This is a genomic window from Bacillus sp. 522_BSPC, assembly GCF_001076885.1.
GTDB lineage: Bacteria > Bacillota > Bacilli > Bacillales > Cytobacillaceae > Niallia > Niallia hominis.
In genome coordinates this window covers 1-11,046 of the sequence record NZ_JVDT01000233.1, presented here as the reverse complement: position 1 = coordinate 11,046, position 11,046 = coordinate 1, and the positions used below count along the sequence as shown (strand labels likewise).

At 34.1% G+C, this 11,046-nt stretch carries 14 protein-coding genes; 6 read left to right on the top strand and 8 right to left on the bottom strand.

Annotation, left to right across the window (positions count from 1 at the left end; translation table 11 throughout):
• Window positions 1-10 precede the first annotated feature (10 nt).
• Both ADJ83_RS18840 and ADJ83_RS18835 read right to left on the bottom strand, forming a co-directional pair.
• Entirely contained in the window at window positions 11-343 is a 333-nt protein-coding gene (locus tag ADJ83_RS18840) for a DUF3889 domain-containing protein (RefSeq protein WP_031535709.1), read from the bottom strand.
• Window positions 344-370: 27 nt separating this feature from the next.
• Window positions 371-1,372 (bottom strand): M14 family zinc carboxypeptidase, encoded by a 1,002-nt coding sequence (locus ADJ83_RS18835; RefSeq protein ID WP_035416050.1) that lies wholly within the window; start codon window positions 1,370-1,372, stop codon window positions 371-373.
• A 203-nt stretch (window positions 1,373-1,575) separates the two neighbouring features.
• Between ADJ83_RS18835 and ADJ83_RS18830 the strand changes: the two genes are divergently transcribed.
• Window positions 1,576-1,821: a YhdB family protein gene (locus ADJ83_RS18830; RefSeq protein WP_031535713.1), complete on the top strand. Its 246-nt coding sequence runs from the start codon at window positions 1,576-1,578 to the stop codon at window positions 1,819-1,821.
• 67 nt (window positions 1,822-1,888) lie between these two features.
• On the opposite strand, the gene ADJ83_RS18825 is transcribed toward ADJ83_RS18830, so the two are convergent.
• Entirely contained in the window at window positions 1,889-3,430 is a 1,542-nt protein-coding gene (locus ADJ83_RS18825; RefSeq protein ID WP_109768306.1) for a bifunctional GNAT family N-acetyltransferase/carbon-nitrogen hydrolase family protein, read from the bottom strand.
• A gap of 204 nt (window positions 3,431-3,634) precedes the next feature.
• On the opposite strand from ADJ83_RS18825, the gene ADJ83_RS18820 reads away from it, so the two are divergent.
• Both ADJ83_RS18820 and ADJ83_RS18815 read left to right on the top strand, forming a co-directional pair.
• Complete coding sequence (locus tag ADJ83_RS18820) at window positions 3,635-4,078, top strand: disulfide oxidoreductase (protein ID WP_031535717.1); 444 nt, start codon at window positions 3,635-3,637, stop codon at window positions 4,076-4,078.
• Window positions 4,075-4,548 (top strand): thioredoxin family protein, encoded by a 474-nt coding sequence (locus ADJ83_RS18815; protein ID WP_031535719.1) that lies wholly within the window; start codon window positions 4,075-4,077, stop codon window positions 4,546-4,548. Before ADJ83_RS18820 ends, ADJ83_RS18815 begins: the two co-directional genes overlap by 4 nt.
• Before the next feature lie 85 nt (window positions 4,549-4,633).
• On the opposite strand, the gene ADJ83_RS18810 is transcribed toward ADJ83_RS18815, so the two are convergent.
• Entirely contained in the window at window positions 4,634-5,041 is a 408-nt protein-coding gene (locus tag ADJ83_RS18810; protein ID WP_031535721.1) for a DUF5365 family protein, read from the bottom strand.
• A 154-nt stretch (window positions 5,042-5,195) separates the two neighbouring features.
• On the opposite strand from ADJ83_RS18810, the gene ADJ83_RS18805 reads away from it, so the two are divergent.
• Complete coding sequence (locus ADJ83_RS18805; protein ID WP_031535723.1) at window positions 5,196-6,128, top strand: RluA family pseudouridine synthase; 933 nt, start codon at window positions 5,196-5,198, stop codon at window positions 6,126-6,128.
• Window positions 6,129-6,174: 46 nt separating this feature from the next.
• Here the strand turns inward: ADJ83_RS18805 and ADJ83_RS18800 are convergent, their stop codons facing one another.
• From ADJ83_RS18800 to ADJ83_RS18785, 4 genes are all read right to left on the bottom strand, one after another.
• Entirely contained in the window at window positions 6,175-6,429 is a 255-nt protein-coding gene (locus ADJ83_RS18800) for a GlsB/YeaQ/YmgE family stress response membrane protein (protein WP_031535725.1), read from the bottom strand.
• A gap of 262 nt (window positions 6,430-6,691) precedes the next feature.
• Window positions 6,692-7,522 (bottom strand): aldo/keto reductase, encoded by an 831-nt coding sequence (locus ADJ83_RS18795; protein WP_031535727.1) that lies wholly within the window; start codon window positions 7,520-7,522, stop codon window positions 6,692-6,694.
• A 130-nt stretch (window positions 7,523-7,652) separates the two neighbouring features.
• A complete protein-coding gene (locus tag ADJ83_RS18790) occupies window positions 7,653-8,510 on the bottom strand; it encodes an SDR family oxidoreductase (protein WP_031535729.1) in 858 nt (285 codons plus the stop codon).
• 49 nt (window positions 8,511-8,559) lie between these two features.
• Window positions 8,560-9,066: a GNAT family N-acetyltransferase gene (locus tag ADJ83_RS18785; RefSeq protein ID WP_031535731.1), complete on the bottom strand. Its 507-nt coding sequence runs from the start codon at window positions 9,064-9,066 to the stop codon at window positions 8,560-8,562.
• Window positions 9,067-9,342: 276 nt separating this feature from the next.
• Here ADJ83_RS18785 and ADJ83_RS18780 point away from each other — a divergent pair, with 276 nt between their 5' ends.
• Together ADJ83_RS18780 and ADJ83_RS18775 are read left to right on the top strand one after the other, a co-directional pair.
• Window positions 9,343-9,960: a DUF47 domain-containing protein gene (locus ADJ83_RS18780; RefSeq protein ID WP_016201885.1), complete on the top strand. Its 618-nt coding sequence runs from the start codon at window positions 9,343-9,345 to the stop codon at window positions 9,958-9,960.
• Between the two features lie 14 nt (window positions 9,961-9,974).
• On the top strand, window positions 9,975-10,973 hold the full coding sequence (locus ADJ83_RS18775; protein ID WP_031535733.1) for an inorganic phosphate transporter: 999 nt from the start codon (window positions 9,975-9,977) through the stop codon (window positions 10,971-10,973).
• Window positions 10,974-11,046: the final 73 nt, after the last annotated feature.

Sequence of the window (11,046 nt, the reverse complement as noted above, 5' to 3'; positions counted from 1 at the left end):
TGGTCTTTTTTTACGACTTCGCTTCTTCTACAACTAAAGAAATAAATTTATCATCTTGTGTTCTGTGATTAACAGTGACAACCACTGTTTTTTCTTTCCCATCCTCTTTTACAATAAATTGAAAGGAATCTTGCTCTTCTTGTGCGGAGATTTTCTTTCTCCCTAAATATTTATAATCTGTGACAGACTCCTCTGGATAATCCGCTTTTACTACGGCAATCGCAATTGAACCGAATTTTTTATAATCTAACTCCTGTACAGCAACATTATGGGATGGAAACATAAATGCCATTATTAATACTGTGACGCTAACAATAAGAATCGATAAGGATCGCGTTTTCATAAATACCTCCAATAATTTTTATTAGTATTATTTATCCCCCAGCATTTTTTTATGTATCGCATCGATTTTTTTTGCTTCTTCGATTAAAGTTCTTGGAATCGTTTTATTTCTTTCCCATGCTTCTGGAAAGTTAGTTAAGGATGGATTCTTCTCATCCACTAATGGACATATTTCAATTGTAAACGCAGGTAAATGATACGTATTGATAAACCAATCCGTATATCCTCCGCCAACTGCATCTTTTGGTGGAGTGCCAAGTTTATATCCAGTCTCTTGTGCAAGCACTTCTGCAATCATGCGATCTCTTTCTTCATTCACACCATTATTATATTGCCAAAAAATCTCCTGGCCAGAAGAATGATAAGCTACTGCAATGATTGGCTTTATTTTTTCTGTCAATTCAACGATTGCTTTTACTTCCTTTGCTTCAAATGGTGCTTTCCCCTTATAATTTTTATAAGATGGCTCTTTTTTAGAGTCCTGTAAATTTTCCCATCCAGCAGGATATTGTCGATTAAGATCCACACCTAGTCCGTTACTCTTCCACCGTGTAAAGTCATCTAGCCCGTCATTCATTTTCTTTATTTTTCTTTTTGAAAAAAACGGGAATTTATTAATTTTTCCTTGCTGGATCGTCACTCCGTCCGGATTAATCATCGGGACAATCCAGATGGAATAAGAACCGAGATAATTTGCGCCATTTTTCATGTTAACTGCAATGTCTTCTGCCATTTTCATTGTTAATAAAGAAGTTATCCATTCTCTTCCGTGATGTGCTCCAGAAAGGAGGACGCTTTTCTCTCCTGTTCCTATTTGAATCGCATAGATTTTCCTGCCGAACTCTGATTTTCCAATCGTATGCACCTGTAATTGCTTTTTATATTTACTTTTCAAAATCCAAATGTCTTCCTGATAGTCCTCATATGTATATTCATTGCTTGCATCAATAATTGATTCTGCACTATATTGCTTAGGGTAAGCATAAAGAAATAAGCATACTGTCAATAAAATAATGAGTCGCCTTTTCATAATAACTCCTTTTTTCTTTATATTGTGGATGTATGTTATTACTTATTCACTTTAAAGAAAATTTCTCCCTTTTCTACCACGAGAAATTATACAGGTAAAAATAGATAACCCTTATAAATCAAGATAGCCAACTTTTAGTGGGTAACATTCTAACCTTTTTTCATATAATATAATCATCTCCTTCCCACAAAGGAGGCAATAAAATGAACAATACAGATTATGATCGAGCCCTTTACTATACACATCGATCAGAATGGGATAATCTTCTCCTATTAATGGTAAGAACCCAGGATAACTTTCTCTCAAAAAAAATCGAACAATTTTTACATGCCTATAACTTTGAACATGATTATTCTGTCATAGAAAAACATTTATATTCATTATTGCGCTATATTGACCACGCCAACGATTTAGCGGAAGATGACTGGATTCACACAACCACTATGTAAGAAAAAAGAATTCCACCAAAAAACCACGGTTTACGCCGTGGTTTTAATTTGTACAATATCCCTTTTTTCACTTCTTATACTCAATTCGATATACGTCAAATCTTCTATCTTTTAATTGGCGAACTGTTCCTCCTTGACGTTGTCGTCTAAGGATTTCTAAGTCAACATCCCCAATCATGACCATTTCGATGTTCGCATTTGTTTCGCCAACGATTCCGTCTCTTGCAAATTCAAAATCGGACGGGGCAAAAATCGCCGATTGCGCATATTGAATATCCATATTTTCGGTTTGCGGCAAATTCCCAACAGTCCCTGCAATAACGGTATAGATTTGATTTTCTACCGCTCTTGCTTGTGCACAATAGCGTACTCGTAAGTATCCTTGGCGATCTTCCGTACAGAATGGTGTAAAGATAATTTTTGCTCCCATATCTGTCGCAATTCGAGCAAGCTCTGGAAATTCGATATCATAACAGATTTGAATGGCAATTTTCCCGCAATCTGTATCAAAAACCCTTATAGCATCTCCTCGTCTTATTCCCCACCATTTTCGCTCATTCGGTGTTATATGTAGTTTATATTGTTTTTCGATGGTCCCATCTCGTCTAAAAAGATAAGCAATATTATAAATCTCATCATCATCTTCCTTCACAAAATGAGAGCCGCCAATGATGTTGATATTATATCGAATCGCCAAATTTGTAAAAAGCTCAATATACTGCTCTGTATACTCCGTCACTCTTCTAATGGCTGTACTTGGAACACGCTCATCCATAAACGACATTAATTGAGAGGTAAGCAGCTCTGGAAATACAACAAAATCTGATTCAGCATTAGATGCGACGTCTGTATAATACTCTACTTGATTGGCGAAATCCTCAAAGCTATATATTTGTCTCATCATATATTGCACAACACAAATTCGCACCGGATAGCTGCTCGTGAAAAAGCGTTTTGATTTTGGCATATATTCTACATTATTCCATTCCATTATCGTCGCATAGCTCTTTGATTGTGCATCATCTGGCAAATAGTTTGTATTGATGCGCATTAACGTAAAGCCATTAATGAGCTGAAAGGACAACACAGGATCATATATTTTATGATGCAGCACTTCCTGCACATATTCTCTAGCTGTCATTTGATCTTCATATTTATAATAATTCGGGATTCTGCCACCAATAATAATGCTTTGTAAATTTAATTGCCGAACTAGCTCTTTTCTTGCTTCATAAAGACGGTGGCCAATTTTCATTCTCCGAAAAGCTGGGTCGACCATTACCTCAATCCCATACAGATTATAGCCATCTGGATTATGATTTGTTATATAACCACCATCTGTCACTTCATCCCAAGTATGTCTTGCATCATATTCGTCGAAGTTAATAATCAAGCTCGAGCAAGAACCAATGATTTCCCCATCGTATTCCGCTACAAATTGACCTTCTGGAAAGATATCGAGATGACTGTTTAATTGATCTTTCTTCCAAGGATCCATACCGGGAAAACATTCAGCTTGTAACTTCATAATTTTATCAATATCCTGGTATTCCGTATTTCGTATGATTAATTTCTTTTCAAATTTTGACAAGTCCAATTTCGTCATAATCTTTGACTCCCTTATGTATGTTTCTTTTTTTCTCAAATAATGTTACTTTCTATTTACTATTTCTACATTTCCCCATTTTTTTCAGATATAATCTCTGTCTTTCATTAAAACTAGTTTGTTTACATCATTTCCAAATAGCTTTATACTTTTTCTATATTGAAAATGTTTTTAAGTGGTTGAATAAAGACAATAAAGGAGAATCGTATGGAAGAAAAAACAAAGAATGATTCCCGAGAGCATCTTTTATACTTAGCTTGGATTGCATCTGTTCTCAGTATGTTCGGCAGCCTATACTTTTCAGAAATTAGAGAGTTCGTGCCTTGTACATTATGTTGGTATCAACGGATATTAATGTACCCCTTTGTGATTATTTTAGGAATTGCTGTAATCCGAAAAGATTATAAAATCACTTTTTACACAATGTTTCTTTCAGGTTTCGGTGCATGCATTTCCATTTACCATTACTCGAAACAAAAATTAGCTAGCATCTTTGAAAGCTCTGCCGCTTGTGGACCAGTCCCTTGCACAGGCGAATACATAAATTGGCTAGGCTTTATCACAATCCCCTTCATGGCACTTGTTGGATTTATTATTATCTTTACTTGTAGCATCATCATTTGGAAAAAAACAAAGGAGATGAATAAATGAAAAAGGTAATTTTTTTCTTAGTTTTTATTATTATATTATTTGCAGGAGTAGCCTTTTTATCTAATATGCAAAAAGAAAAAGCAGTAGAAGGAAATTTATATGAAAAAGAGGATTTGGAACCTGAAACAATGGAAATATTAGATGATCCAAATTACCAAAATATTATTGTTCCTGATGCACTCGAGGAAAAATTAAAAACAGAAGAAGATGTTACCGTATACTTCTTTAGTTCAAATTGTGTGTATTGTAAACAGACGACACCAGAATTAATGCCACTTGCAGAGGAATTAGATGTATCGATTGATCAATATAACCTATGGGAATTCGAAGAAGGATGGGATAAGTACAATATTGATTCAACCCCAACAATCGTTCAGTACAAAAATGGAGAAGAAGTAGGTAGAATTAACGGCTATAAAGAACCTGAAGTATTTAGACAGTGGCTAGAAGAATATAGTGTTTCGAAATAGAATTCTTTAAAAATAAGCCGTCGCGGTATAAGCGACGGCTTATTTTAATTCCAGATAGGAATAATAAGTGCAAGCAATAAAAGGTTTATACTAAATACTGATTAGTTGCCTCTGCATACATACTAAAATTTGATTGATTAAAGGAACTTCCATCCTCATTGCGTTTAAAATTGTCTAAATCAAATGGGAAGAAGATATCCAAGTCCTCTAAAATTCGAACATTTTTAGCAAATAGATGTTTATATTTATGTTTATCTTCTGGAGCTTCTAAAATATTCACAAGGGTTTGAAGACTTGCAATTACTTGATAAGATGTTTTTAATGTACTTAATTGCTGTGCTTTGTCGGGAGTGATCGTAAGCACCTTTAACCGTTCAAACTTATTTATTTCCTTATCTGAAAAATAGAAAGGAAATATCTTCGAGTAAAAGGTCTGAATCAGTTCATCAATTCTTTCCTCTTGTGTTGGTGTTGATGCAAAAACTACTTTCATGAAATGAGACACCCTCTTTGTTTCTATTATTACCACTAGTCTACCATATCCCACAAAACCATTTCTGTGGTAATTAAAACCATGATATGATGACTATGTCAAATTTAAACCTATTTTTTTATGTATACTTATAGAGAAGTAAAGGAGATTTTATATGATATTTGAAAAAAAGGGAGATTGGCTTCTGCTCAAAATCCCTCTACAATGGGAAGGATTATTAATTGAAGCATTCTTTTCAGAGGTATTGTTGGCATCAAAAAAACAAATTCATCTGTTTAAAATGGAGAAAAAGGTCCAGTTAAATAACCAAAATGTTCCTTGGAATACGATGCTCAAGAAGGAAGATATTTTAAAAATAAAACTATTTCAGCCACAACCAAATGATATCATTCCGACCTATATGGATTTATCAATCCTTTATGAAGATGATTTTCTGCTCGTTGTTAATAAGCCAGCTTCTATTGATACACATCCACATTCTTCAGTAGATGCGTCTTCATTATTGAATGGAGTTGCCTACCATTTACTTATGAATGGGGAAGAAAGACCGTTAAAGCATATACATCGCTTAGATCGAGATACAACTGGCTGTGTTTTGTTTGCTAAACACGATTTAATCGCAAACATGCTCGATTATATGTTACGGGAACGAAAAATTAAAAGAACCTATATCGCTCTTGTTCAAGGATTCTTATCACAAAAAAAAGGAACGATTAATAAACCAATAGGGAAGGATAGGCACCACGGAAGCCGAAGAAGAATATCAGAAACAGGACAAACGGCAATCACCCATTTTAAACGAATAAAACAATTGCCAAATGAAGGACTGACACTTATCTCGTGTTCATTGGATACAGGCAGAACCCATCAGATAAGAGTTCATTTAAGCTCCATTCATCATCCTCTTGCTGGCGATATACTATATGGCGGAAAACCGATTTTTAATCGACAAGCTCTACATGCGGTAAAACTACAATTCATCCATCCTATCTCTAAGGAGGAAATAACTGTCTTTGCACCTCCATTAGACAAACAGCCAATTTTTCCTAATGCAAACTGGGAAGAAATATTAAAGGAAACAAAGTAAAAAGGAAATGGGCCAAAAAAGCTCATTTCCTTTCCTTTTATACCTTTTATGTTGTTTTACGCATGCCGCGCATAATTAGACTTAAAATAAAGACTAAAATAACTGCACCAATAATACTTGGAATTATTGCAAAATCTGCAATTGATGGACCCCAATCTCCAAGAATTAATGATCCTAACCATGCACCAACAAAACCAGCTATAATATTTCCAATTACTCCACCAGGAATATCTTTACCAACGATTAATCCCGCTAACCATCCAATAATACCACCTATAATTAATGACCATAGAAATCCCATATATAACACTCCTTTTATTATAGTGTTTAATTTTTTAACATGAGATAGTGAGGAATCATGCTGCAGCTTATTATTTACCCGTACGGTTTTTTTCACTATCTGCTTGTACTTATATTTACCACCCTTTGATTCTTTTAAACCTACTAAAAACATTCATTTTGTTAGGAAGATTTTGATAATATGTTTCAAAAAAAGATCTACACCATTTTATAATTTGGCATAGATCTTTTGTTCCTATTAAAATAAATAAAAGTGCAAGAAATTAAAAAATCACTTCATCTGGATTACTTCCAAGTCGTTCGTTCATATTTAATCGATCTATTTGATCCATTTCTACCAAGCTAAGTTGAAAATCAAATATCTCCGCATTTTCTTTTATTCTTTCAGGATGAATCGATTTTGGAATAATGATGTTTCCATTTTGGAGATGCCAACGTAAAATAACTTGAACTGGTGTCTTGCCATGTTTTTTTGCAATATAGTTAAGGGTTGGTTCATTTACTAATCGACCTTTAGCTATCGGTGACCAGGCTTCAATTTTTATCTCTTTTTGCTGACAGTACTCCCTTAATTTCTCTTGCGAAAGTCTTGGATGGAGTTCAATCTGATTAACGGTTGGAACCTCATTCGCATTTGCTAGCAAATGCTCTAAATGATGTTCCTGAAAATTACTTACTCCAATTGCCTTAACGACTCCTTCGTCATACAGTCTTTCAAGTGCTTTCCATGTTTCGACGTATTTATCTTTTCCTGGCCAATGAATTAAATATAGATCAAGATAGTCCAAATCCAATTTCTTTAAACTCGCTTCAAATGCACGTAGTGTAGAATCATACCCTTGGTCTTCATTCCAAACTTTTGTGGTGATAAATAGAGAATTCCTCAAGACAGCGCTTTCTTTTATCGCTTTACCTACCCCTTCTTCATTCTTATAAATGGCGGCAGTATCGATAGAACGATAGCCAAGTTCCAAAGCTGCTTTTACCGTTTGGATTACTGTCTCTCCTTCTTCTACTTTAAAGACGCCGATACCTAATTGAGGTATCTCTACTCCGTTATGTAGTTTCACTTTATGTTCGATGCTTTTGACCAAACAAAACACCCCCAAAATCAGAATTATCCATATAATAACACTTATTTGAATACTTCTCTATAATTTTGATTTAACTTTTTCATATAAATACTCGTTCAATAACCTCTTCTTGCTTCTAACAACAAAAAGACTACTTCTTAATATATTTTGAATTTAAGATAAATAGAACGATTTTCTCCCACCATTTCCAAGGAAGCATGTTCTTTAACAGGATTGTACTTCTCGTTCCTTTCCCAATGACATAGCGCAATCTTGGATGCTTTGTTTGAGCGATCGCAACTACTTTTTTCGCTACTTCCATTGGATCTCCATCCTTTATTCTATTTCTTTGTAAATATGTATCCAATTGTTTCATGTATGAAAAATACGGAGAAGAAGACAAGGTGGATTTTACGGTTACCTTCTTTCCTGTAGTCCAAATATTAGTTTGAAAAGATCCAGGTTCTACAAGAATTACCGGAATAGAAAAAGGAGCCAATTCTAATCTTAAGCTCTCACTCCATCCTTCTAATGCAAACTTAGAAGAGACATATGGTGATAAACCCGGAAATCCAATTTTTCCACTTATACTACTCATATTAATAATCATTCCACTCCCTTTCTCTCTCATGAAAGGAAGTACACTTTGCGTTACACGAATTGCCCCCAAAAAATTTGTTTCCATCTGAAGCTGATATTCATCAATCGGAATTTCCTCCGAAAAACCACCTCCAGCATAGCCAGCATTATTTATCAATAAATCGACTTGTCCAATATCCTGCAACATTAACGTTAAGTTCTCTACCGATTGGGCAGAAGTAATATCCAAAGAGGTGATCTTAATATTGGATATTACCCCTAATTTTGTTGCCGTATCGATTAATTGTTTTCCTTTGTTCCTATCTCTCATTGATGCTATAACGATATATTCTGATTTTGCAAATTCTAGTGCCATTAATTGACCAAATCCACTGTTTGCTCCTGTTATTAAGACTACTTGCTTCTCCACTTTTTCACCTTTTTCTTCCTTTATATTACATCCATTATTCGCTTAATAATCATTTATTTTCTTGATATTCCTTCCTTAATATGGACATCATATAAATTGATTGGTAATTATTATTTATTTTTATTGCTTCTCGTTGTAATCCCTCTATCTTAAATCCCTCTGATTCATATAGAGATTTTGCACGGAAGTTGTGATCTACTACCTCGAGCCATAATCGATTTGCATGCATGTCAGTAAAAGCCCATTGTTTTATTAAGTGCAACATTTTTCTTCCATATCCTTTTCCTTTTTCCGAAAAAGCAATTCTTTTTATTTCCATGCTATCATTTTCATCTTCCAATCCATTTATTAGGACATAGCCAACTGGTTTATTCGATAATCTTTCGATAACAAGTAAATGTAATATATTAGGATTATCTGTAAGCGCCCTTTTATGTTCCTGTAAGGACCATTGTAATATATAAGGACTATTAGTAGGATCTTTTTCTGTTTTTCGCACATAAGTTAATTCTGTCTCTTGTGTTTTTCGAATAAGAATCGTGTCATCGATTAACACGGTACCTCCTCCTCCCTAGGAATTATGTTATTACTATATTCTAGAATAACAAATTGGACACGGTTGTTAGGAAAGGAGAAATCGAAGGGAATATCACTAAAAATGTTAAATTAGTGCAAACTTTGTAAATATGTAAGGCTATTTTCTTAAAATTTCGTAAATCAAATATTAAGATTTTGTAAATTTATTAAAAAAACACTAGGCTATTCGACAAGTTTCCTATAAAATATGTAAGGCTTAGTCATAATTTGTTATATATTAATGGAGGTAACCGCAATGGTTTTTAAAAAACAAGATAAGTTTGCTGTTATGTTAAAAAATATCGCTTCAAATTTAAAAGAAGGAGCAGACTTTTTTGCTGACTATAAATTGACAAATGTTAGCGATTTAAAAACTTTTTCTGAAACAATGAAAGAAATCGAAACAAAAGGTGATACATATGTTCATGAAGTAATCACTGAATTAAATAAAGCATTTATTACACCGATTGAAAGAGAAGACATACTAGCTCTTACGATGAGTATGGATGATGTATTAGATGGTTTAGAGCATACTGCAGCACTATTTGAAATGTACAATATTATTAGTGCAGATGAATATATGCTTCGCTTTGTGGAAGAAATAAAGAATTGTGCAGTTGAAATTGACAAAGCAGTAGACCTACTTACAACAAAGAAATTACCTAAAATTAGAGAGTATGCTATTAGAATTAAAGATCATGAATCAAAATGTGATGGCATTTTACGACAATCTATTAAAAATCTGTTCTCTGTAGAAAAAGATCCAATTCGCATTATCCAATATAAAGAAGTTTATGAAAATCTTGAGGATATTGCAGACTACTGTCAAAGTGTCGCAAACACACTTGAAAGTATTATTATGAAGAACGCGTAAGGAGTCTTTTTCCAATGAATACATTATTAATACTTACTATATTAATCGTTGTCTTTGCATTAGCATTTGACTTTATCAATGGCTTCCATGATACAGCCAACTCCATTGCGACTGCAGTGTCAACAAAAGCATTAAAACCAAAGCATGCGATTATTATGGCAGCATGTATGAACTTTGTTGGTGCAATGACATTTACAGGCGTTGCAAAAACAATTACAAAGGGGATTGTAGACCCATTTGCTTTAACAAATGGTTCACTCGTTATCCTTGCTGCATTGATTTCTGCAATTATATGGAATTTGGTTACATGGTATTTCGGAATACCAAGTAGCTCATCCCATGCAATTATTGGGTCAATCGCTGGAGCTGCTATTGCTTCATCTGGATTCTCATCGCTTAATTATACTGGTTTTATTAAAATTATTGAGGCATTGATTCTCTCACCAATCATCGCCTTTGTTGTTGGATTTATCATATACTCCATTTTTAAATTCTTCTTTAGGGATTTAAATTTAACAAAAACAAATAGACGGTTCCGTTATTTTCAAATATTCACAGCAGCATTGCAATCTTATACACATGGAACTAATGACGCTCAAAAAGCAATGGGAATTATCACAATGGCATTATTAGCTAATAATTATGTTTCAACTGGTGATGTGCCATTTTGGGTGCAATTAGCATGTGCTACTGCAATGGGACTCGGAACTTCTGTCGGTGGATGGAGAATTATTAAAACAGTTGGTGGAAATATTATGAAAATCCGACCAGTAAATGGCGTTGCAGCTGATTTATCAGGGGCAATGATTATTTTCGGATCAACTTTAATTCATCTTCCAGTTAGTACAACCCATGTTATTTCTTCTTCTATTCTTGGTGTTGGATCAGCACACCGCTTAAAAGGGGTTAAATGGGGAACAGCACAACGAATGATTATTACATGGGTAATTACATTGCCAATTTCAGCAAGCATCGCTGCAATTTGTTACTACATTCTTCATTTCTTTTTTTAATAAAAAAAATTTAGTACTATAACTAAAGCAAAAAGAGGCTGGGACATAAACATTTCAGCTAACAATAAATACG

Bases quoted from the DNA above. Each gene is read 5' to 3' on its own strand.
- ADJ83_RS18810 (WP_031535721.1), bottom strand. From the start codon at position 5,041: ATGAAAGTAGTTTTTGCATCAACACCAACACAAGAGGAAAGAATTGAT.
- ADJ83_RS18835 (WP_035416050.1), bottom strand. From the start codon at position 1,372: ATGAAAAGGCGACTCATTATTTTATTGACAGTATGCTTATTTCTTTAT.
- ADJ83_RS18800 (WP_031535725.1), bottom strand. From the start codon at position 6,429: ATGGGATTTCTATGGTCATTAATTATAGGTGGTATTATTGGATGGTTA.
- ADJ83_RS18830 (WP_031535713.1), top strand. From the start codon at position 1,576: ATGAACAATACAGATTATGATCGAGCCCTTTACTATACACATCGATCA.
- ADJ83_RS18805 (WP_031535723.1), top strand. From the start codon at position 5,196: ATGATATTTGAAAAAAAGGGAGATTGGCTTCTGCTCAAAATCCCTCTA.
- ADJ83_RS18840 (WP_031535709.1), bottom strand. From the start codon at position 343: ATGAAAACGCGATCCTTATCGATTCTTATTGTTAGCGTCACAGTATTA.
- ADJ83_RS18815 (WP_031535719.1), top strand. From the start codon at position 4,075: ATGAAAAAGGTAATTTTTTTCTTAGTTTTTATTATTATATTATTTGCA.
- ADJ83_RS18820 (WP_031535717.1), top strand. From the start codon at position 3,635: ATGGAAGAAAAAACAAAGAATGATTCCCGAGAGCATCTTTTATACTTA.
- ADJ83_RS18780 (WP_016201885.1), top strand. From the start codon at position 9,343: ATGGTTTTTAAAAAACAAGATAAGTTTGCTGTTATGTTAAAAAATATC.
- ADJ83_RS18775 (WP_031535733.1), top strand. From the start codon at position 9,975: ATGAATACATTATTAATACTTACTATATTAATCGTTGTCTTTGCATTA.